The 19922-nt window shown below is 69.1% G+C and carries 21 protein-coding genes; 9 read left to right on the top strand and 12 right to left on the bottom strand.

Annotated features, from left to right (window positions below):
- Nucleotides 1-126: 126 nt before the first annotated feature.
- The 3 genes from urtC to urtE all read left to right on the top strand — a co-directional run bounded on the left by urtC (nucleotide 127) and on the right by urtE (nucleotide 2989).
- Complete coding sequence (gene urtC / locus EZ313_RS00005) at nucleotides 127-1218, top strand: urea ABC transporter permease subunit UrtC (protein WP_135261186.1); 1092 nt, start codon at nucleotides 127-129, stop codon at nucleotides 1216-1218.
- Between the two features lie 82 nt (nucleotides 1219-1300).
- Complete coding sequence (urtD, locus tag EZ313_RS00010; RefSeq protein ID WP_135261187.1) at nucleotides 1301-2176, top strand: urea ABC transporter ATP-binding protein UrtD; 876 nt, start codon at nucleotides 1301-1303, stop codon at nucleotides 2174-2176.
- Between the two features lie 120 nt (nucleotides 2177-2296).
- Nucleotides 2297-2989, top strand: a complete 693-nt coding sequence (gene urtE, locus EZ313_RS00015; RefSeq protein WP_135261188.1) for an urea ABC transporter ATP-binding subunit UrtE — start codon at nucleotides 2297-2299, stop codon at nucleotides 2987-2989.
- Between the two features lie 219 nt (nucleotides 2990-3208).
- On the opposite strand, the gene EZ313_RS00020 is transcribed toward urtE, so the two are convergent.
- From EZ313_RS00020 to EZ313_RS00045, 6 genes are all read right to left on the bottom strand, one after another.
- Entirely contained in the window at nucleotides 3209-3490 is a 282-nt protein-coding gene (locus EZ313_RS00020) for a hypothetical protein (RefSeq protein ID WP_135261189.1), read from the bottom strand.
- Nucleotides 3491-3675: 185 nt separating this feature from the next.
- Nucleotides 3676-4182, bottom strand: a complete 507-nt coding sequence (locus EZ313_RS00025) for a hypothetical protein (RefSeq protein ID WP_135261190.1) — start codon at nucleotides 4180-4182, stop codon at nucleotides 3676-3678.
- A gap of 147 nt (nucleotides 4183-4329) precedes the next feature.
- Complete coding sequence (locus EZ313_RS00030) at nucleotides 4330-5160, bottom strand: urease accessory protein UreD (protein WP_135261191.1); 831 nt, start codon at nucleotides 5158-5160, stop codon at nucleotides 4330-4332.
- A gap of 6 nt (nucleotides 5161-5166) precedes the next feature.
- Nucleotides 5167-5937: an ABC transporter permease gene (locus EZ313_RS00035; protein ID WP_135261192.1), complete on the bottom strand. Its 771-nt coding sequence runs from the start codon at nucleotides 5935-5937 to the stop codon at nucleotides 5167-5169.
- Nucleotides 5934-6752, bottom strand: a complete 819-nt coding sequence (locus EZ313_RS00040) for an ABC transporter ATP-binding protein (RefSeq protein WP_240788488.1) — start codon at nucleotides 6750-6752, stop codon at nucleotides 5934-5936. Before EZ313_RS00040 ends, EZ313_RS00035 begins: the two co-directional genes overlap by 4 nt.
- A gap of 5 nt (nucleotides 6753-6757) precedes the next feature.
- On the bottom strand, nucleotides 6758-7795 hold the full coding sequence (locus EZ313_RS00045; RefSeq protein ID WP_240788598.1) for an ABC transporter substrate-binding protein: 1038 nt from the start codon (nucleotides 7793-7795) through the stop codon (nucleotides 6758-6760).
- 333 nt (nucleotides 7796-8128) lie between these two features.
- On the opposite strand from EZ313_RS00045, the gene EZ313_RS00050 reads away from it, so the two are divergent.
- Nucleotides 8129-8395, top strand: coding sequence for a GlsB/YeaQ/YmgE family stress response membrane protein (locus tag EZ313_RS00050; protein WP_055891594.1), 267 nt, complete (start codon nucleotides 8129-8131; stop codon nucleotides 8393-8395).
- A gap of 210 nt (nucleotides 8396-8605) precedes the next feature.
- On the opposite strand, the gene EZ313_RS00055 is transcribed toward EZ313_RS00050, so the two are convergent.
- The 4 genes from EZ313_RS00055 to EZ313_RS00070 are packed head-to-tail and all read right to left on the bottom strand — an operon-like array spanning nucleotide 8606 to nucleotide 13335.
- Nucleotides 8606-9886 carry a M20 family metallopeptidase gene (locus EZ313_RS00055; protein ID WP_135261195.1) on the bottom strand — a complete coding sequence of 427 codons (1281 nt, stop codon included), beginning with the start codon at nucleotides 9884-9886 and terminating at the stop codon, nucleotides 8606-8608.
- Nucleotides 9883-11664: a 2-oxo-4-hydroxy-4-carboxy-5-ureidoimidazoline decarboxylase gene (gene uraD / locus EZ313_RS00060; protein ID WP_135261196.1), complete on the bottom strand. Its 1782-nt coding sequence runs from the start codon at nucleotides 11662-11664 to the stop codon at nucleotides 9883-9885. The genes EZ313_RS00055 and uraD overlap by 4 nt, the downstream gene beginning before the upstream one ends.
- Before the next feature lie 2 nt (nucleotides 11665-11666).
- Nucleotides 11667-12647, bottom strand: coding sequence for an allantoinase PuuE (gene puuE, locus EZ313_RS00065; protein WP_167772446.1), 981 nt, complete (start codon nucleotides 12645-12647; stop codon nucleotides 11667-11669).
- Nucleotides 12648-12666: 19 nt separating this feature from the next.
- Entirely contained in the window at nucleotides 12667-13335 is a 669-nt protein-coding gene (locus EZ313_RS00070; RefSeq protein WP_135261197.1) for a GntR family transcriptional regulator, read from the bottom strand.
- Nucleotides 13336-13399: 64 nt separating this feature from the next.
- Here EZ313_RS00070 and uraH point away from each other — a divergent pair, with 64 nt between their 5' ends.
- Nucleotides 13400-13753, top strand: coding sequence for a hydroxyisourate hydrolase (gene uraH / locus EZ313_RS00075; protein ID WP_135261198.1), 354 nt, complete (start codon nucleotides 13400-13402; stop codon nucleotides 13751-13753).
- Nucleotides 13754-13757: 4 nt separating this feature from the next.
- On the opposite strand, the gene EZ313_RS00080 is transcribed toward uraH, so the two are convergent.
- Nucleotides 13758-14294 carry a hypothetical protein gene (locus tag EZ313_RS00080; RefSeq protein ID WP_135261199.1) on the bottom strand — a complete coding sequence of 179 codons (537 nt, stop codon included), beginning with the start codon at nucleotides 14292-14294 and terminating at the stop codon, nucleotides 13758-13760.
- 149 nt (nucleotides 14295-14443) lie between these two features.
- Between EZ313_RS00080 and xdhC the strand changes: the two genes are divergently transcribed.
- From xdhC to EZ313_RS00100, 4 genes are read left to right on the top strand one after another with little or no spacing between them, the layout of a single operon-like run.
- Nucleotides 14444-15250, top strand: coding sequence for a xanthine dehydrogenase accessory protein XdhC (gene xdhC, locus EZ313_RS00085; protein ID WP_135261200.1), 807 nt, complete (start codon nucleotides 14444-14446; stop codon nucleotides 15248-15250).
- An 11-nt stretch (nucleotides 15251-15261) separates the two neighbouring features.
- Nucleotides 15262-16467 (top strand): urate hydroxylase PuuD, encoded by a 1206-nt coding sequence (locus tag EZ313_RS00090; RefSeq protein WP_135261201.1) that lies wholly within the window; start codon nucleotides 15262-15264, stop codon nucleotides 16465-16467.
- Between the two features lie 30 nt (nucleotides 16468-16497).
- The gene (locus EZ313_RS00095; RefSeq protein ID WP_135261202.1) at nucleotides 16498-16914 is read left to right on the top strand and encodes a secondary thiamine-phosphate synthase enzyme YjbQ; all 417 of its coding nucleotides are present in this window, start codon (nucleotides 16498-16500) and stop codon (nucleotides 16912-16914) included.
- A gap of 2 nt (nucleotides 16915-16916) precedes the next feature.
- Complete coding sequence (locus EZ313_RS00100) at nucleotides 16917-18239, top strand: glycerate kinase type-2 family protein (RefSeq protein WP_135261203.1); 1323 nt, start codon at nucleotides 16917-16919, stop codon at nucleotides 18237-18239.
- A gap of 136 nt (nucleotides 18240-18375) precedes the next feature.
- Here EZ313_RS00100 and EZ313_RS00105 read toward each other — a convergent pair whose 3' ends face one another.
- Nucleotides 18376-18645, bottom strand: coding sequence for a YkvA family protein (locus EZ313_RS00105; protein WP_135261204.1), 270 nt, complete (start codon nucleotides 18643-18645; stop codon nucleotides 18376-18378).
- Nucleotides 18646-19922 lie beyond the last annotated feature (1277 nt).

The following is a 19922-nucleotide window of genomic DNA, read 5'->3' on the forward strand; positions in this document are numbered from 1 at the left end:
GCGGTATTGGAACCCTCCCCCGCTGGGGGAGGGCAGGGTGGGGGCACGCGCGAGGCTGGGGGCGCGGACCAAGGGGCGGGGCGTGCCCCCACCCCAACCCTCCCCCAGAGGGGGAGGGAGCAAGAGTTGCCGCAACGTGCGCCGCTCCTGACCAAAACCGGCTGGACCGCCTTCCTCCTCGCCCTGATCCTCGTCTGCGCCGTCGCTCCCATCCTCAACCTCGCCGTCCCGGCCGACAGCGCCTTCCACATGGGCGATTACGCGGTGGCGCTCACCGCGAGGATCATGTGCTACGCCATCGCCGCGCTCGCGATGGACCTGATCTGGGGCTACACCGGCATCCTGTCGCTCGGCCACGGCCTGTTCTTCGCGCTGGGCGGGTACGTGATGGGCATGTACCTGATGCGGCAGATCGGCCGCGACGGGCACTACAGGAGCGAGCTGCCCGACTTCATGGTGTTCCTGGACTGGAAGGCGCTGCCCTGGCACTGGACCTTCTCCGACAGCTTCCTCGCCACCTGCCTGCTGATCGTCGCCGTGCCCGGTGTCGTGGCCTTCGTGTTCGGCTACTTCGCCTTCCGCTCGCGCATCAAGGGCGTGTACTTCTCGATCATCACGCAGGCGCTCACCTACGCGGCGATGCTGCTCTTCTTCCGCAACGAGACAGGCTTCGGCGGCAACAACGGCTTCACTGACTTCAAGCGAATCCTGGGCGTCGCGCTGCAGACGCCGCAGATGCGCATGACGCTGTTCGTCATCACCGGGCTGACGCTGCTGGCCTTCTTCCTCCTCGCGCGCTGGCTGGTCAGCGCCAAGTTCGGCCGCGTGCTGCAGGCGATCCGCGACGCCGAATCGCGCGTCATGTTCTCCGGCTACAACCCCGTCGGCTTCAAGCTCGCGGTGTGGACGCTGTCGGCAGTGATGTGCGGCGTGGCCGGCGCGCTGTACGTGCCGCAGGTGGGCATCATCAATCCCGGCGAGATGAGCCCGGCCAACTCCATCGAGATCGCGGTGTGGACCGCGGTGGGCGGCCGCGGCACCCTCGTCGGGCCGATCGCCGGTGCGTTCGTGGTCAACGGGGCGAAGAGCTGGCTGACGGTGAGCGCGCCGGAGTTCTGGCTCTACTTCCTCGGCGGCCTCTTCATCGTCGTCACGCTGTTCCTGCCGGACGGCATCGCGGGGCTCGCGCGCCGCGTCTGGAAGAGGAGGTCCGCATGAGCACCGCCGGGCCGCCCCAAGGTGCGAACGCCCCCTTGGGGGGCAGCGCAGTACACGAAGTGACAAGCGTGGGGGGGTGTCAATGACACCGGACCTCATGGAGGAGGGGGCGCGACGCGCCGCGGCGGCGGCAGCCGGCGCGGCCCCCGGCAAGACCGAATCCGGCGGGCGCGCCGCCGGATTCGCCCACCTGCTCACGCGCGGCGAAGTGGACGTGAGCCACGGCCGCATCCTGTACCTCGAGGACGTGAGCGTGAGCTTCGACGGCTTTCGCGCAATCAACAAGCTCTCGCTGGACATCGCGCCCGGCGAACTGCGCTGCGTCATCGGACCCAACGGCGCGGGCAAGACCACGATGATGGACATCATCACCGGCAAGACCCGTCCGGACAGCGGCACCGTGTTCTTCGGCAGCACGATCGACCTGCTCCGCTACAAGGAGGCGCAGATCGCGCAGCTGGGCATCGGCCGCAAGTTCCAGAAGCCCACGGTGTTCGAACAGCTGACGGTGTTCGAGAACCTGGAGCTCGCGCTCAAGACCGACAAGGGCGTTCGCGCCTGCGTGTTCTTCTCGCTCGATTCGGAGCAATCGGACCGGCTCGCTTCCGTGCTCCGCACCATCCACCTGGCCGATCACGTGAACCGGCTCGCGGGCACCCTCAGCCACGGGCAGAAGCAATGGCTGGAGATCGGGATGCTGCTGATGCAGGACCCGAAGCTGCTGCTGCTGGACGAACCCGTGGCCGGCATGACCGACGAGGAGACCGAGCGCACGGCCGAACTGTTCCTGTCATTGAAGGGGCAGCACTCGCTGATGGTGGTGGAGCACGACATGGGCTTCATCAAGACCATCTCGGGGAAGGTGACGGTGCTGCACGAAGGCGCGGTGCTGGCCGAGGGCTCGCTCGAGCAGGTGCAGAACGACGAGCGGGTGATCGAGGTTTATCTTGGGCGGTGAAAGCGGACACCCGTACGCAGAAAGCGCGGAAAGAACGCGGAAAACGCAGAGGTCTTCAATGATTCATTTCTCTTTTCCGCGTCCTTTCTGCGCTTTCTGCGTACTGGTCTCCGCCTCCCTATGCTGAACGTCCGCAACGTCAACCAGTTCTACGGCGGTTCGCACATCCTGCGTGACGTCAGCCTCGAGGCGCAGGCGGGGCAGGTCACCGTGATCCTGGGCCGCAACGGCGTGGGCAAGACCACGCTGCTGAAATCGCTGATGGGGCTGGTGCCGATCAAGTCCGGTGCGATCGAGTTTCTCGGCCGCCCGATCCAGCAGTGGACCCCGTACCAGCGCGCCCGCGCCGGCATCGGCTTCGTGCCGCAGGGCCGCGAGATCTTCGCGCGGCTGACGGTCGAGGAGAACCTGCGAATGGGCCTGGCTTATCGGCCGGCCGGCACCGCGATCCCCGCCGAGCTGTTCGAACTCTTTCCGGTGCTCAGGCAGATGCTCGGCCGCCGCGGCGGTGACCTCTCCGGCGGCCAGCAACAGCAGCTGGCGATTGCGCGCGCACTCGCGGCCGGCCCGAAGCTGCTGGTGCTGGACGAGCCCACCGAAGGCATCCAGCCCAGCATCATCAAGGACATCGGCCGCGTCATCCGCATGCTGGCCGGCCGGGGCGATATGGCGATCCTGCTGGTCGAGCAGTACTACGACTTCGCGCGCGAACTGGCCGACCGCTACCTCGTCATGGAGCGGGGCGAGGTCATTGCACAGGGGGAAGGCGAGTCGATGGAAGCCGACGGCGTACGCCGGCTGGTGACGATCTGAGACGTGCCGGTAGGCTTGTGCCTACCTCGACTGGTGCCGCCGCCCGGCACGGCGCGGCCGAAGCCGCAGCTACCTTGGGAGCATCAACGTCAACCAAGGAGCTTCAAATGCCGGTCATCCTTTGGCTGCTGGGCGTTCCGCTCACCATCATCATCCTGCTGATGCTGTTCGGCGTGCTCTGACGCCGCGGCACTCCGGCGTGCCCTGGCGCCGTACCCCTCAGGGCCTTCTCTTCACGCGCTCGAGCTGCTCCAGGTTCCGGCCGGACCGCTCGGCGCGGTTTCCTTCCGCGTACTCCTCGCTCGCGGCGGGGCTCTGTGTTTCTTCGGACCCCTGGTTGCTGTAGGGCTGGCGGCCCTTGAGCTGCCAATGCCCGAGCGGCGGGTCTTCTTGGCGGCCGGAGCCCCCTTCCCAGTTCACCTCGTTGCGGTAGCCGTGGCGCGCCTGGGCGACTTCCTTGTGGGCGGGCGCCTTCGCGCCGGTCGTCTGCTCTGCTTTCACTTCCTGCTTCCCCGGTTGTGTTTGCCATGGCCCGGCCGCAACGGCCGACGATCGCAAGACTAGCGGCGGCGTGGAAGACGCATGTAGGACAACGCCCCGTGTTGGCTCTGTTACGAGCCGCGGCGCGGGGCGCGTGAGGAAGAGCGGGGGTAACGAGCTGCCCCCGCGTGCTGCGAAGTGTTGCGCTACTGCTGCGGTTGCGGCGCGTTCGGCCGGATCGGCACCGGGACGAGCACGACCGGCTCCGAGGTCTTGGGCTGGATCGTGAGTTCCGTCGTGCCCTGCGGCGCGACGACCGTCTCGACTTCGCGCAGCACCCCGCCACCGGCCACGCTGCCCGTCATGTTGCCGAAGCCGAGCACGCGGGCCTTGCAGGCCGCCTTCTCTTCCTCGTTCGTGAAAGGCTCGCAGCGGGCCATCGCGTTGGCGTGGTGATCTGCTCCCTGCACGCGCAGCGTGCCCTTCCTGCGTTCGGCTTCGGCGTTGCGCGCCTCGCGCAGGCACGTGTCGATGTCCTGCTGGGTGCGACCGTCGCGGCAGGCCTGGACTTCGGACTGGTACTGGCCCGTGGCGTCGATGCCCGTCGCGCCCACGCCCGCCACCTGGGCGGTCGCGGCCGTCATGGCGAGCAAGGACGCGGCCGCAAACGACAGCAGGCCCTTGCGCGAGCGCATCGGATGCTTGCGTTTCATGTTGGACTCCTGGCGGATCTGGATGGGCTCACTCTAGGTGCCGGACCGCACGCCTGGTGCCGGAGGAGGCGAGACACTCGGGGCGGAGCGCTACCGTCGTCCCCGTAGGAACGAACTTGCAGGTGGGTGCCTACGAACAGCCGAGGTCTAAAGCGCCCACAGGCGCGGCGTCACGGCGGGCAAGTGCCATAGCGCGGGTCGCCAGGCATTGCGGATCGACCGAAGCAGCTCCATGGCCGGCTCAACCAATGGTGCGAGCACGCGCACGGCAACCACGCCATCGGACGGCGACGTGGCGCCGGCATCCGCGGCGAGTGAATGGGCCGCGATCGCCTCGCGCGCGAGTTCGAGAGCGAGCTCGCGCCTGCCGGACTCGATCGGCTCACCGCACGCGAAGTACATCGTGGCGAGGCACCGCCGGCCCGCCAGGCCCAGCGGACCCTCCATCAGCCGCGAGTTGGCCGCTTCGAGGCGCCCGCGCTCCAGCCACTGATCGCCCAGCGCGAGGTGCTGCAGGAGGCTGCCCGAGGCGAACGGCTGGCCGGCTTCCGGCAGGCCGAGTGCGCACACGTCCCAGCCCAGCATCTCTGCGCCGGGCGCAAGCGCGAGGTCGAGCCGGTTCTCGGCGATGCAGCCGCTGTAGCAGATCGCCTCCAGCGGCAGCCATTCGAAGCGGCCGCCGGCCTCGACCTCGATGCGCGTGCGCTGGATCGCGGGTGCGCCGTCGCTGCGATAGAAGCGGGCAGCGCCCGGCGTGGTCACCAGCCCGTGCGCGCCTGCGCCCACGCGGATGTGCAGGTCCAGCTCGTCTCCGCCCACCAGGCCGCTGGGCGGATGCACCAGCACGTTATGGCAGATCGCGCCCCCTTCCGGGTACAGCGTCTGCAGCACGCGCAGCGGGCCGTGGTGCTCGAAGCGCGCAAGGCAACGTTCGCCTTCCCGCCGCAGGTCCAGCCGCAGCCGCGCGTGCCACGCCATTCGTGCCTAGGCGTTCTGCGAACCGCGGTGCGCCCACGCGGTGGTGTGGCGCTCGATCCAGCTGAACAGCTCGTACATGGCCATGGCCATGATGCTGATCGCCACCAGGCCGGCGAAGGCCAGCGGCATGCGCTGCTGGCTGCCCGCCGTCTGGATCAGGTTGCCGATGCCCGAGTCGCCCGCCGTCATCTCCGCCAGCACCGTGCCCACGAATGCCAGCGTGATCGCGATCTTCAGCGAGCCGTAGAAGTACGGCATGGCGCGCGGAAGGCCCACTTTCACCAGCACGTCCCAGCGCTTCGCGCCGAGCACGCGCAAGACGTCTTCCAGTTCCGGCTCCAGCGTGGCCAGCCCGGTGGCGATGTTCACCATGATCGGGAAGAACGAGATCAGGAACGCGGTGAGGATGCCCGGTCCGATGCCGATGCCGAACCACACGACCAGGATCGGCACGATGGCCGCCTTCGGCACGGCGTTGAAGCCCACCATCAGCGGATAGACCGCGGCATAGGCGACGCGCGAAGAGCCGATCAGGAAACCGAGCAGCACGCCAACCAGGATCGCCAGGCCGAAGCCCACCATCGTCACCCAGAAGGTGCTCCAGGCTGCGGCCATCAGCGGGCCCTTGAATTCGGCGAACTGCTGCGCGATCTGCCAGGGGCTGGGGAAGATGAACTCCGGCACCTGGAAGCCCGTGACACCCACCTGCCAGAGCAGGACGAGCGCGACGGCCAGCAGCAGCGGCGCCCAGCGCTCGAAATGCCGGGTCGCCTTCATCGCGCCACCTCCGCGGCCGGCTTGCGGATCGCGCCAATGTGCCCGCGCAGCTCGGCCACCACGTCGGTGAACTCCTTGGTGTAGGTGATCTCCAGTTCGCGCGGGCGCGGCATCTCGATCTGCTTCTTCACGACGAAACGCCCCGGGCTGCGGCTCATGACGTAGACGGTGTCGGCCAGGAAGACCGACTCACGCAGGTCGTGCGTGACCAGGATGACGTTGAAGCGCTGCTCGGTCCACAGGTCGCGCAGGATGCACCACAGCTCCTCGCGGGTGAACGCGTCCAGCGCGCCGAAGGGCTCGTCCAGCAGCAGCATCTTGGGCTCGTGGATCAGCGCGCGGCAGATGCTCGCGCGCTGCTGCATGCCCCCCGACAACTGCCAGGGAAACTTGTCCTCGTAGCCGGCAAGGCCCACCTTCTGCAGCAGCGCGCGGGCGCGCTGCTCGTACTCGGCGCGCTTGCCCTTGAAGTTGCTGCGGTAGGGCTCGACGATCTCCAGCGGCAGCAGCACGTTGTCCACCGTCGTGCGCCAAGGCAGCAGCGAAGGCGCCTGGAACGCCATGCCGGAGATCTTGAGCGGCCCGGTGACCGGCTGGCCGTCGATGCGGATGCGTCCGCGCGAGGGCATGCGCAAGCCGGTGGCCAGCTTCATGAAGGTGGACTTGCCGCAGCCCGAGGGGCCGACGATGGCGATGAATTCGCCCTGCGTGACCTGCAGGTCGATGGCCTCCACCGCGAACTGCCCGGCGGCGAGCAGTTCGTCGTTGTAGGCCAGCCAGACGTCTTCGAAGTCGATGAAGGCGGTGCCGGACACCGCGCTCACTTCTTCGCCGGAGGAAGGACGTTGAGTTCGGCCTTTGCGGGCAGGAAGTTGCCGTTCCACACCTCGTCGGCCTTGACGCGCGTCTTGGTGTTGAACGCGTCCGAGACCTGCGAAGCCATCAGCGACAGCCGGCCGGGGTTGACCTGGCCGAAGCCTTCGGCGCGCGCGTCGGGGCTCGCAACCACCGCGTCGATGGCCATGCGCAGGCGGCGCTTCTCCAGGTCGGTGTTGATGATGCCGTCGCGCTGCTTGACGTACTCGATCGAGGCATCCGGGTTGGCCATCACCTCCTTGGCGCCCTTGGTGAACGCGGACAGGAACGCCTTGATCGCGGCCGGGTTCTCCTTGACCAGCTTGGGGGAGGCGATGATCACGTTGCCGTAGAGCTTCACGCCGTGGTCGGCATAGGGCATGGTGACGACGTCGTCGAGCTTGACGCCTCGCGCTTCCAGGTTGAGCAGGGAGGTGAACGAGAAGCCGGTGATCGCGTCGACGTCGCCGCGGGCGAGCATCGTCTCGCGCAGCGGCGGGTCCATCGAAACCCAGTTGGCGGCGGAGATGCCGTTGGCCTTCTGGAAGATCGGGAAAGCGCGGCGGCCCGCGTCGAACACCGGGGCGCCCAGCTTCTTGCCGTTCAGGTCGGCTGGCGACTTGATGCCGGACTTCTTGAGCGCCATCACCGCGGCCGGCGTGTTGTTGTAGACCATCATCACCGCCACCGGCTTGTTCGGTGCGTCGGGGTTGTTGGCGTGGAACTCCATCAGCGCCGCCAGGTCGGCGAAGCCCATGTCGTACGTGCCGGTGGCCACGCGCTGCACCGCCGCCCCCGAGCCGGTGCCGGCGTCGATGGACACGTCCAGCTTGGCGTCCTTGAAATAGCCCTTGGCCACCGGCTGCAGGAAGAGCGCTGCGGGCCCTTCGAAGCGCCAGTCCAGCTGGAACTTGATGGGCGTGAGCCCTTGCGCGGAGGCGGGCGCCAGGGCGGCGAAAAGCGCGCAGGCGCCGGCGGTTTGCAGGAAGAGTCTCTTGTTGATCATGGATAGCCTCGGGTCCGGAACGAAAAGGAGAAACCGAAAAAAGCAAGTTCGGTGCCGCGGGCGATTGTCGGCCCTGTCGGGTTGCTTTCTTCTCCGGAAATTCCCCCGGCGCGCGAGGCCCGGAAATGGTCGAGTGAAAGTAGGGGCTGTCTGACGTTTCGGCGCGCCGGGCTCGCACGGTGAGGCTCTATCGGCGACTACGCCCGCGCTTGGCATGCAGAACCATATTGCTTTCACCGGCTGCCGGTTTTGGGGTGGCAGGGGGTCGGGGCCCACCCGGGCTCCGGCCACTATCAACAAAATGCCGTTCGCGGCTTCAAGGAGTGCATCATGGGCTTTCTGATTTGGTTGATCGTAGGTGGGATCGTCGGCTGGCTGGCCAGCCTGATCATGCGCACCGACGGCCAGCAGGGCATCCTGCTGAACGTGATCGTGGGCATCGTGGGCGCCTTCATCGGCGGCTGGGTGATCTCCCCGATGGTGGGCGTTCCCACCATCAACGAAGGCATCAGCATCGGATCGGTCCTGGTATCGCTCGTCGGCGCCGTCATCCTGCTGGCCATCGTGAATCTCTTCCGTCGCGGCCGCGTTCGCTGAGCGCACTGAAATCGCTGCGCGATTCCAGCGCGGCGTGAAAGCATGTTGAAAAAGGCCGGGCAAAGCCCGGCCTTTTTCAATGGGCGGCCGCGCTGCATGCTATTGCGCGCGACCGGAGTGCCGTCTGCGACGGCAATTGAAGAGGTGGGTAGGCGCACGCTCTGCCCTTCCGGGTCGTCCGCGCCTGCCGTGTGATTCCGCACCCTTCCGTCATCCCCGCGAAGGCGGGGATCCAGTGCTTCCCGCCTTCCCCTCCAGCAGATCGAGCAGCGTCCGCGCCACCACCTTGGTCGCGCGGCGCAGGTCCTCCAGGCTCAGCCGTTCGTCCGCGCGCTTGGCGTTGGACTCGAGCACGGTGCGCGGGCCGGCGCCGTAGATGACTCCGGGGACTCCGGCTTCGGTGTAGAGGCGAACGTCGGTATAGAGCGATGTGCCGACGGCCGGGATGGGCTGGCCGAACATCGCCTGCCCGTGCTTTTGCAGTGCGTCGACCAGCGGCTCGTTTCCGGGCAGCGGCACCATCGATCGGGCCAGCAGCAGCCGGCGCACTTCCACCTGGATGCCGCTGCCGCCGCGCGGCGGACGGAAGCTCGCGGCGGCCTCCTCGATGGTCCTGCGGATCGCGGCTTCGACCTGCGCGGGATTCTCTTCGGGGATCATCCGCCGGTCCAGCTTGAAGACCACCTTGCCGGGCACGACGTTGGTGTTGGTGCCGCCCGCGATCCAGCCGACGTTCAGGTACGGGTGCGTGATCCCCTCGATCCGGGAGCGCACCTGCTTGTACTGCTCGTTGAGCCGGTAGAGCGCCTGCAGGATGTGCGTCGCGCCCTGCAGGGCGTCGGTGCCGCTGTCGGGGATGGCCGCGTGGCTCATTTCGCCGCGCACCGTCACTTCCATCTGCAGGCAGCCGTTGTGTGCCACCACCACCTGGTAGCTGAAGCCGGCCGCGAGCAGCAGGTCGGGGCGGGTGATGCCCTGCCTGAGCAGCCAGCCCGGACCCAGTTCGCCGCCGAATTCCTCGTCATAGGTGAAGTGCAGCTCGACGCCGCCGGCCAGGGGCGCACCGAGCGATTCGAGCGCGCGAACGGCAAAAGTGAACGTCGCGAAGTCGCTCTTGCTCACCGCGGCCGCGCGGCCGTAGAGGAAACCGTCCTCGATGTCGGCGCCGTAGGGCGGATGCTTCCAACCGTCGCCCGGCGGCACGACGTCGCCGTGCGCGTTGAGCGCGACCACCCGGCCTTCGCCATAGCGGCGGCGCACGACCAGGTTGGTGATGGACTGCAGGCCCGCGGCGTGCACTTCGGCCGCGGGCACAGGATGCTTCTCGGCCTGGAAGCCGAAGGCCTCGAGCAGTTGCGCGGTGCGCTCCGCATGCGGCGCGTTGTTGCCGGGCGGCGTGTCGGTCGGCACGCGCACCAGTTCCTGGAGGAAGCGCACTTCCTCGTCGAAATGCGCGTCGATCCAGGCGTCGAGCTTGGCGTGATCGTTCATCGGGTCTCACCCGCGAGTTGCTCGAGCAGGTCCGAGAAGGCCTGCACCGCGAGGTCGATGTCGTCGGCCGTCGTGCTCTCCAGCGGGTTGTGGCTGATGCCCGAGTTCTGGCCGCGCACGAACAGCATGGCCTGCGGCATCACCTCGTGCAGCTTCATCGCATCGTGGCCGGCGCCGCTGGGCATGCGGTGCAAAGGCACGCCCAAGGCCTCGATGGCCCGCTCCCATCGCGCCTGCCACTGCGGATGGCTGGGCGCGGCGGCGGCACGCATGGTCTGCTCGCACGTGAAGCGCAATCCGCGGCGCTCGCAGATGGCCTTGAGCTGCGCCAGCACGTCATCCACCAGCGCGTCGCGCTGCCGGTCGTTGGGCGCGCGCAGGTCCAGCGTGAACTGGCAGCGGCCGGGAACCACGTTGGTGGAGCCGCCGGGCACGTTGAGGATGCCGATGGTGCCCACCGAGTCGCCATCGCGCGCCGCTCGCTGCTCGACGAACAACGCCAGCTCCGCGACGGCGAGGGCCGCATCGCGCCGCCGGTTCATCGGCGTGGTGCCGGCGTGGCTGGCCATGCCCATCACCTCGCACAGGTAGCGCACGCCGCCGTTGATCGAAGTGACCGCGCCGAGCGGCAGGTGCAGTTCGTTGAGCACCGGGCCCTGCTCGATGTGGACCTCGACGAAGCCGAGATAGCGCGCCGGCTCGCGCCGCAGCGCCGCGATCGCCTCCACCGTGCCCGGCAGGCCGGCATGGTGCATCGCCTCTCGCATGCTGACGCCGTCGGCGTCCCGCTGGTCCAGCCAGGCAGGATCGAAGGCGCCGATCAGCGCGCCGGAACCGAGGAAGGTGGCCTTGTAGCGCTGGCCTTCTTCTTCCGCGAACGCGATCACCTCCAGGCCGTAGGGCAGTCGACGCTTCGCTTTCGCCAGCGCGCGAACGCAGGCCATCGGCACGTAGATGCCCAGCCGGCCGTCGTACTTGCCGCCGTTTCGCACCGTGTCGTAGTGCGAGCCGGTCAGCAACCGCTTCGCCTGTGCGGAAGCGCCCTGGTAGACGCCCACCACGTTGCCCACCGCGTCGACGGACACCTCGTCGAAGCCCGCCTCCTTCATGTCCTGCTCGATACGCGCCGAGGCCGATCGGTGCGCATCGGTCAGGTAGGTCACCGTCAGCTGACCCTTGTCCTTGTAGCCGGGGTCGCTGAACTGCGACAGGCGCTCCAACTGGTCCCACACCTGCTCGCCCTGCGTGGGCGCCACGCCGAACTTGTCGTTCAGCCGGATCTCCGCGATGCGGTGCACGTTGCGAAGGCCCTCGGCACGCTCGAAGTCCACCGGGTTGGCCAGGCGCCGCTCGAACGTCTCGATGATCTCGGCGCGCGACAAGCCCGTGCCGCGCGGCCCGCGCACGGCCAGGATGAAGGGAAAGCCGAACTTGGCGTTGTAGTCGGCGTTCAGGCGCTGGATCTGGTCGAACTCGGCGGGCGTGCAGTTCGTCAGGCCCGCGTTGTCCTGCTCGCGGGTGGATTCGGCGGTGAGGGACTTGCCCACCATCGCCTTGCCCGCCAGTTCCGGGTGCGCCCGCAGCAGCGCGAGCTGGCGCTCTTCGCCCGCTTCCTCCACCAAGCGCGCCATCGCGTGCTTCAGATGCGCGAGCGAGCGGAAGGGCCGCTGCCCGATCGCCGCCTGTGCGATCCACGGCGAGTGTTCGTACAGGCCGTCGAGCAGGGCCGCCGCCTCCTGCACGCTGGCGGAGTTCAGTCTTTCGAGGGTGAGGGTCATGGCTATCCCGCCGGGTAGGGGTGGATCAGTTTCCAGTGGCGCGCCAGGTCGACGCGGCGGCAGACCCACACGTGGTCGTGCCGCTCGATGTGGTCCAGGAACTTCTGCAGGGCGACGATGCGCCCCGGGCGGCCGAGCAGGCGGCAGTGCATGCCGACGCTCATCATCTTCGGCTGGTTCAGGCCGTCCGGGTCGCCCTCCGCGTAGAGCGCGTCGAAGCTGTCACGCAGGTAGACGAAGAAATCCTCCGCCTGCGAGAAGCCTTGCGGGAGCGAGAAGCGCATGTCGTTGGCGTCCAGCGTGTAGGGCACGACCAGGTGCGGCACCACGATGCCGTCGGAGCGGCGCACCTTCATCCAGAACGGCAGCTCGTCGCCGTAGTAGTCGCTGTCGTATTCGAAGCCGCCCTGGTCCACCACCAGCTTGCGCGTGTTGGGGCTGTCGCGGCCGGTGTACCAGCCGGCGCCGTGGATCGCGCCGGGCGTGCCGTGGCGAACGCCGGTGAGCTGCTCGATGGCGCGGATCGCCAGCCGCATGTGCTCCCGCTCCAGCGCCTTGTCGGCTTCCTGGTAGTGGATCCAGCGCCAGCCGTGGCTGGCGATCTCATGCCCCAGCTCGACGAACGCGCGGGCCACGTCGGGGTAACGCTGCAGCGCCATGCCGACGCCGAACACCGTGAGGGGCAGGCGCCGCCGCTCGAACTCGCGCAGGATGCGCCACACACCCACGCGCGAGCCGTATTCGTAGATGCCCTCCATGCTCAGGTGGCGCGCCGGATAGCTCGCCGGGTTGAACATCTCGGAGAGGAACTGCTCGGAGCCCGGGTCGCCGTGCAGCACCGCGTTCTCGCCGCCTTCCTCGTAGTTCAGGACGAACTGCACGGCGACGCGCGCCTTGCCCGGCCACTGCGGATGCGGCGGGTTGCGGCCGTAGCCGGCGAGGTCGCGCGGATAGGAGGCGCTGCTGTCGTAGATCGCGGGCACGTTGTCCTTCCTTCCCCGCTCAGGCCGCGAGCGCCTGGGCGATGTCGTGGGTGGGCGGCGGCCGGTCGAAGGCGAGGCTGGCCTCGACGTTCAGCAGGTGTTCCTCCATCAGCCGCACCGCCTTCTCCGCATCGCGCGCCGCCAGCGCCCGCACGATCTCCACGTGCTCCTGCTGCGAGTGGCGGGCGGCGCCGGCGCGCTGGTACATGAGGGTCACGAGCGAGCTGCGGGAGATGAGGTCGCGCAGGATCTGCGCCAGCACCTCGTTGTCCATCAGCTCGGCCATGCGCACGTGGAAATCCCCCAGCAGCTCGATGCCTTCGGCCGCGTCATGCGCATCCACGGCGGCCTTTTCGGCGGCGACGTGTTCGCGCAAGGCGCGGATGCGGGCCGGCGTGGCTTCGCGGGCAAAGGCTCTTGCCATGCCCGCTTCCAGCATGCGGCGCACCGCGAACACCTGGCGGGCTTCTTCCACCGTCGGCGCCGCCACGAAGGCGCCGCGCGCCGGCTCCAGCGTCACCAGCCGGTTCTGCGCCAGCTGGTGCAGCGCCTGCCGCACCAGCGTGCGCGACACGCCGAAGTGGTCCGCCAGCTTCTGCTCGGCCAGCTTCGTGCCCGGCTGCAAGCGGTGGCCGGCGATGGCCTGGGTGAGCTCATGGACGATGACGCTGGTGGTGGTCGGCTGCACGGGGCGATGATAGTGGCGTGCGCCAAAAGTGTATACACTTCTGTGGACCAAACGAGGAGCGCCGATGGGCCTGAGCACCCATGTCCTGGACACGATGCATGGAACGCCGGCCGCCGGGATGGCGGTGGCGCTCTACACGATGCAGGGGGGACAGCCGGCGCTGGTGCGCCGCTTCGTCCTGAACGCCGATGGCCGCAACCCGGACGGTCCCCTGTACAAGGACGCCGAGCTGCGCCAGGGCACCTACCGGCTGGCTTTCGATGTCGCCGGCTACTTCCGTGGCAAGGGCGTCGCGCTGCCCGAGCCGCCTTTCCTGGACCAGGTGATGCTGGACTTCGGCATCGCCCGGCCCCAGGAGCACTACCACGTGCCGCTGCTGGTCAGCCCGTGGAGCTATTCGACCTACCGTGGCTCGTGACCGCTCAGTCCTGGCCTTCGGTCAGCGTGTCGAGCTGGAAGCGGCCGCTCTTGTGCCACAGCCAGGTGTCGGTGTAGGTCACGCGGCCGATCTTGGCGGGCGCGGGGTAGGGCGCGGCGGCGCGCACCATCTTCTCGATCTCGGCCATCACCTCGGGCGCGTGCTTGGGCGCGCGCATCCAGCTGACTTCCTTGACCGAGCCGTTGCGATCGACCTCGACCTGCAGCACGCCCACGGCGTAGAGCAGTGGCGGCATGCGGCCCTTGTAGATGCGGCCGCCGTGCAGGCCATAGAGGTGCGTGGCGGCGTCGCGGCGGTAGGCGCGCGGCGTGGTGGCCTGCGACACGCGCGGATTGGTGATGGGGTCCTCGGCGACGGCCGGCGGGGGCTTGGGCGTCTCCAGCACCGGGGGTGCTGCGACCGGCGCCGGTGCCGGGGCGGCCTCCGGAGCAGGCGGCGGAGCGGAACTGCAGGCGGCCAGCAAGACCGCTGCCGAAATGGCCGACCACCCTCCCAGGCGCATTGCGATTGCTTTCTTCATTTCATCTCCTCGGGGGCGCTAAGGCCGCCCCTTTCCCACGGACGAACGTCGTCACGTCTTCGGCCAACGAGGGCCCCGCGCGTACGGATGACCCAGATTACTGCCGAGTGCCGTTGTTGCAGCCGGTCACCGATGAGCGGTGCTGAAACATGAACGAGTGGTTTGTTGCGCTCGCCGAACAGGGGCAGGCCGTCCTGGTCACGGTGGCTTCGGTCGAAGGCTCGGGGCCGCGCGAACCCGGGGCCTGGATGCTGGTGTTCGAGAACGGCGAGATCGGCACCATCGGCGGCGGCCGGCTGGAGTTCGACGCGATCGCCACTGCGCGCGATGTGCTGGCGAAGGGCGATGCCGCACCGCAGCAGCGCCGCTACGCGCTCGGCCCGAGCCTGGGCCAGTGCTGCGGCGGCGTCGTGCACCTCGCGTTCGAACGCGTCACGGCCGACGACGTCGCTTCGCTTCGAGTGCGGCTGACCGAACGCGCGACGCCGGTGGCCTTGTTCGGCGGTGGCCACGTGGGCCGTGCGATCGCGCTGCGCATGGAAGGCCTGCCCTTCGACCTCACCTGGATCGACAGCCGCGACGAGATCTTCCCTTCGCCGCTGCCTGCCAACGTGCGCGGCGAGCATTCCGATCCCGTGCATCGCGCGGTCGCCGGCCTCGCACCCGGCAGCCTCGTGCTGATCATGAGCTTCAGCCACGCCGAGGACCTGGACGTCCTCGCGGCGTGCCTTCACCGCCGGCGCGAGCGCGCCGACCTGCCCTTCGTCGGCCTGATCGGCAGCAAGACCAAGTGGGCCACCTTCCGCCACCGGCTCGAACAGCGCGGCTTCACCGCCGCGGAGCTCGATGCGGTGCACTGCCCGATCGGCGTGCCCGGCATCGCCGGCAAGCAGCCGGCCGTCGTCGCCGTCAGCGCGCTGGCCCAACTCCTGCAAGCGGCGCCGCCGCGCGCCTGAACCACCGACAAATGGAAAGCTACCTTCTTGACTGGGCCAACCTGCTGCTGCGTTGGCTGCACGTGATCACCGCCATCGCCTGGGTGGGGTCGTCGTTCTATTTCGTGTTCCTCGACTCCAGCCTCACGCCGCCGGTCGACGAGGACCTGAAGCGCCAGGGCGTGAGCGGCGAGCTGTGGGCGGTGCACGGCGGCGGCTTCTACCACCCGGTGAAGTTCGCCGTGGCCCCGCCGAAGCTGCCGCAGCACCTGCACTGGTTCTACTGGGAGAGCTACACGACCTGGCTCTCCGGTTTCGCGCTGTTCTCGATCTCCTACCTGTGGAACGCGGGCAGCTACCTGGTCGACAAGTCGCTCATGGACTGGTCGCCGCTGGCGGCGGGCGCCACCGCGGTCGGGTTCATGGTGGTCTTCTGGCTCGCGTACGACGTGGTCTGCCGCGTGTTCGGCGATCGCGAGAAGGGCGACGCCATCGTCGGCGCGCTGGCCGCGGTGCTGGTCGCTGTCGCTTCCTGGCTGGCCTGCCACTGGTACCCGGGTCGCGCCGCCTTCCTGCTGGTGGGCGCGATGATCGCCACGGCCATGAGCGCCAACGTGCTCTTCTGGATCATCCCGGGCCAGCGCAAGGTGGTCGCGGCCATCCGCGAGGGCCGGCCGGTCGATCCGATCCACGGCAAGCGCGGCAAGCAGCGCAGCGTGCACAACACCTACTTCACGCTGCCGGTGCTGCTGGCCATGCTGTCCAACCACTACAGCTTCCTGTGGAGCCACCCGCGCAACTGGGTGGTGCTGGTGCTGCTGATGTTCGCGGGCGCCGCGATCCGCCAGTTCTTCGTGCTGCGGCACGGGTGGAAGCTGGGGCGCAACCGGCATCCGCTGCCCTATGCGGCGGTGGGCATCGCTGCGATCGTGGCCACCGCGATCTGGCTCTCTCCGGCACCGGGTACGGCTGCGGTCGCGCCGGGCGCGCCGAAGGTGGCGGGGTATGCGCAGGTGAAAACCATCCTCGAGCAGCGCTGCTACCAGTGCCACGGCGCGCAATTGCAGATGAAGAACGTGCGCCTCGATTCGCCGGAGGCGCTCAGCCAGCACGCGGCTTCGGTGTATCAGCAGACGGTGGTGACTCGGCTCATGCCGCTGAACAACGCCACCGGGTTGACCGAGCAGGAGCGGGCCGTGGTGGGGCAGTGGTTTCGGGATGGGGCGAAGGTCGACTGAACGGTCTTTGCCCGACGGCACAATCCCGCTGTGCACCACCAGACCACGCTCCAGTTCGCCACCCCCGGCCGCGGCACGCGCAGCATCACCGACGCGGTCGCCGACGTCGTCGCGCATTCGCGCGTGCGCACCGGCCTGGTCCATCTGTTCGCCCAGCACACCAGCTGCTCGCTGATCATCACCGAGAACGCCGACCCCCACGTGCGGCGCGACCTCGAGACCGTGATCGCGCGGCTTGCACCCGACGGCGACCCCGCGTACCGGCATGACACCGAAGGCCCGGACGACATGGCCGCGCATGCGCGCACCCTGCTCAGCGGCGAATCGCTCACCGTGCCGATCGGCGACGGCCGGCTGCTGCTGGGCACCTGGCAGGGCCTCTATCTTTGGGAACACCGCACCGAACCGCAGCACCGCAGCGTGGTGGTCACCGTGATCGGCGAATGAACATGAACAGACTTCCACCGGACCCGCGCGCCGAACCGCGCGCCTTCCTCGAACACCTGTACCGCGCTGCGGTGCGCCGCGCGCTGCCGCTGCACAACACGGCCGCCTTCCTGCCGCCGCCGCCGCGCGGCCGCACGGTGGTGCTGGGCGCGGGCAAGGCCGGCGCGTCGATGGCCCACGCGGTCGAAGCGCTGTGGCCGAAGGACGCGCCGCTCTCGGGCCTCGTCGTCACCCGTTACGGGCACACGCCACCGAGGCCGCAGGGCCTGGCCCAGCGCATCGAAGTGGTCGAAGCCTCGCACCCCGTGCCGGACGCAGCAGGACTTGCAGCCTCGCAGCGGATCCTCGCCCTCGCGCAGGGGCTCACGGCCGACGACCTGGTGCTGTGCCTGATCTCGGGCGGCGGTTCGGCGCTGCTGACGCTGCCCGCCGAGGGCCTGACGCTGGAGGACAAGCAGCGGATCAACCGCCAGCTGCTGGACAGCGGCGCGAACATCGGCGAGATGAACTCCGTGCGCAAGCACCTGTCGCGCATCAAGGGCGGCCGCCTGGCCGCGGCGTGCGCGCCCGCGCGCGTGGTGACGCTGACGATCAGCGACGTGCCCGGCGACGATCCTTCCGTGATCGCCAGCGGGCCGACGGTGCCGGATGCGACGAGCTGCGCGGATGCCCTCGCGATCCTGCAGCGCTACGGCATCGAGGCGCCGGCCGCGATCAAGAGCCGGCTCGAGCAGGGCTCGCTGGAGACGCCCAAGCCCGGCGACGCCGCTTTCGCCGGCCACGAGGTGCACATGATCGCGACGCCGCAGCAGTCACTGGAGGCCGCGGCCGCGCAGGCGCGTGCGGCGGGCCTGGAGGCCTACATCCTCAGCGACGAGATGGAGGGCGAATCGCGCGAAGTGGGCAAGGTGCACGCCGCGCTCGCGCGGGCCGTCGCGCGCCAGGGGCAGCCCTTCTCGCGTCCCTGCGTGATCCTGTCCGGCGGCGAGACCACCGTGACCGTCCGCAAGCAGCCCGAGGGCACGCCGCGCGGGCGTGGCGGGCGCGCGGGCGAGTTCTGCCTTGGGCTGGCGCAGGCGCTGCAAGGCCAGGCGCAGGTGTGGGCGCTGGCGGCGGACACCGACGGCATCGACGGGATCGAGGACAACGCCGGCGCCTTCGTCGCGCCGGACACGCTGCGCCGCGCGGCGGCGCTCGGCCTCAAGGCGGACCGGCACCTGGACCGCAACGACGCGTATGGGTTCTTCAGCGCGATCGGGGACCTGGTCGTGACCGGGCCGACGCACACGAACGTGAACGACTTTCGGGCGGTGCTGGTTCTTTGACCGATTCCCTCCCCCTCCGGGGGAGGGTTAGGGTGGGGGCGCTCCCGGGGGCTCGAAGAAGCACTTCGTTGGCATGAGCCGCGTGCGTGCCCCCACCCCAGCCCTCCCCCGGAGGGGGAGGGAGTTGCAACGCGCCTCAGCGGCGGGCCGAGGTCGCGCGGGAGAGCTCCGGCGGCAGCCGCTTGAGCAGCCAGCGGATCGCCATCGGCACCAGCACCAGGTCGTCCAGCGCGCCCACGAACGGGATCGCGTCCGGGATCAGGTCGATGGGCGAGATGAGGTACAGCGCGATGAGGGCCGTGCCCCACTTGAGCCAGGCCGGCGCGGCCGGATGCCGCAGCGCGAACCACAGCTGGCGCGCGTCGCCGCGCACCACGGTCCACAACAAGGTCAGGCGTTTGAACATTCGATCGGCTCCGCAAAGGCCAGGTGGCCCGGCAAGCATGTGGCGGCCCCAGACCCCAATGCAAGCGCGGGAACGCGGCGTTACACCTGAGCGTCCCGCACACGATCGAACCGTCGGTACGGCGCTTGCCTCCAACACTCATGTTGCCGCGACGCACCCTGCTGGCCGCCCCACTGCTCGCATTGCCGCTGCGCAGCGCCCTTGCCGCGCCGGGCAACGGGCTGCAATGGCAAGCACCCGTCGAGCTGGCGCGCGGCCGCGGCGTGCGCGGGCCATGGCAGCAGAACGATTCACGCTACGACTTCGTCGATGACCCGGCGGTGGCAATCGCGCCGGACGGTTCGCTGCTCGTCGCGTGGGTCGACCAGGCTCGCAAGGACGTGTTCGTGCAGCGGCGCGTCGCGGACGGCAGCGCAGCCGGCGCGCCGGTGGATGTCTCGCGGCGGCCCGACACGTTCTCCTGGATTCCGCGCATCGCGCTGGCGCCCGATCGGCCGCAGGTCGTGCTCGTGCTCTGGCAGGAGATCATCTTCTCGGGCGGCTCGCACGGCGGCGAGATGCTGCTGGCGCGCTCGACCGATGGCGGGCGCAGCTTCACGGCGGCGCTGAACCTCTCGTCCTCGCAGGGCGGCGACGGCAAGGGCCGCATCACGCCGGAGTACTGGCACAACGGCAGCTACGACCTGCTCGCGGCGCCCAGCGGACGCGTGCATGCCGCCTGGACCGAGTACGACGGCCCGCTGTGGGTGGCTCGCTCCACCGACGCTGGCGAGCGCTTCTCCAAACCCGGGCGCGTCGCGGGCGGCCCCGGCGAACGTCCCGCGCGAGCGCCCACGCTTGCGCTCGCGAACGACGGCGCCGTGCTGCTGGCCTGGACCGAAGGCGACCATCCCATGGCGGACCTGCGCATCGCGCGCTCCACCGATGGCGGCGCGTCATTCGAAAACGTGGCGATCGTGGGCGAACGCGGCTACTCCGACGCGCCGCGGCTCGCCGTGGACCGCGAGGGCGTCGTGCACCTCGCGTGGGGTGAGAGCGAGGGCGGACCGTTCCGCCGCCAGCGCGTGCTGTACGCCCGCTCGCGCGATGGCGGCCGGCGATGGGAAGCGCCGCGGGCCGTCGTCGCCGACTTGCCCGCGCCTTACGTGAGCGCCGGATTCCCGTCGCTGGGGGTGGATGCCAATGGCGCGGTGTTCGTGCTGGCCGAACTGCAGGAAGACCTGCGCCAGCGCCCGCGCGCCCTGGCGCTCGCCGTGTCGACGGACGGGGGCTCCACC

The sequence above is a fragment of the Ramlibacter henchirensis genome (assembly GCF_004682015.1).
Lineage (GTDB): Bacteria > Pseudomonadota > Gammaproteobacteria > Burkholderiales > Burkholderiaceae_C > Ramlibacter > Ramlibacter henchirensis.

Bases quoted from the DNA above. Each gene is read 5' to 3' on its own strand.
- urtD (WP_135261187.1), top strand. From the start codon at position 1,301: ATGACACCGGACCTCATGGAGGAGGGGGCGCGACGCGCCGCGGCGGCG.
- urtE (WP_135261188.1), top strand. From the start codon at position 2,297: ATGCTGAACGTCCGCAACGTCAACCAGTTCTACGGCGGTTCGCACATC.
- EZ313_RS00025 (WP_135261190.1), bottom strand. From the start codon at position 4,182: ATGAAACGCAAGCATCCGATGCGCTCGCGCAAGGGCCTGCTGTCGTTT.
- EZ313_RS00030 (WP_135261191.1), bottom strand. From the start codon at position 5,160: ATGGCGTGGCACGCGCGGCTGCGGCTGGACCTGCGGCGGGAAGGCGAA.
- EZ313_RS00035 (WP_135261192.1), bottom strand. From the start codon at position 5,937: ATGAAGGCGACCCGGCATTTCGAGCGCTGGGCGCCGCTGCTGCTGGCC.
- EZ313_RS00050 (WP_055891594.1), top strand. From the start codon at position 8,129: ATGGGCTTTCTGATTTGGTTGATCGTAGGTGGGATCGTCGGCTGGCTG.
- EZ313_RS00055 (WP_135261195.1), bottom strand. From the start codon at position 9,886: ATGAACGATCACGCCAAGCTCGACGCCTGGATCGACGCGCATTTCGAC.
- uraD (WP_135261196.1), bottom strand. From the start codon at position 11,664: ATGACCCTCACCCTCGAAAGACTGAACTCCGCCAGCGTGCAGGAGGCG.
- uraH (WP_135261198.1), top strand. From the start codon at position 13,400: ATGGGCCTGAGCACCCATGTCCTGGACACGATGCATGGAACGCCGGCC.
- EZ313_RS00080 (WP_135261199.1), bottom strand. From the start codon at position 14,294: ATGAAGAAAGCAATCGCAATGCGCCTGGGAGGGTGGTCGGCCATTTCG.
- xdhC (WP_135261200.1), top strand. From the start codon at position 14,444: ATGAACGAGTGGTTTGTTGCGCTCGCCGAACAGGGGCAGGCCGTCCTG.
- EZ313_RS00090 (WP_135261201.1), top strand. From the start codon at position 15,262: ATGGAAAGCTACCTTCTTGACTGGGCCAACCTGCTGCTGCGTTGGCTG.
- EZ313_RS00100 (WP_135261203.1), top strand. From the start codon at position 16,917: ATGAACAGACTTCCACCGGACCCGCGCGCCGAACCGCGCGCCTTCCTC.
- EZ313_RS00105 (WP_135261204.1), bottom strand. From the start codon at position 18,645: ATGTTCAAACGCCTGACCTTGTTGTGGACCGTGGTGCGCGGCGACGCG.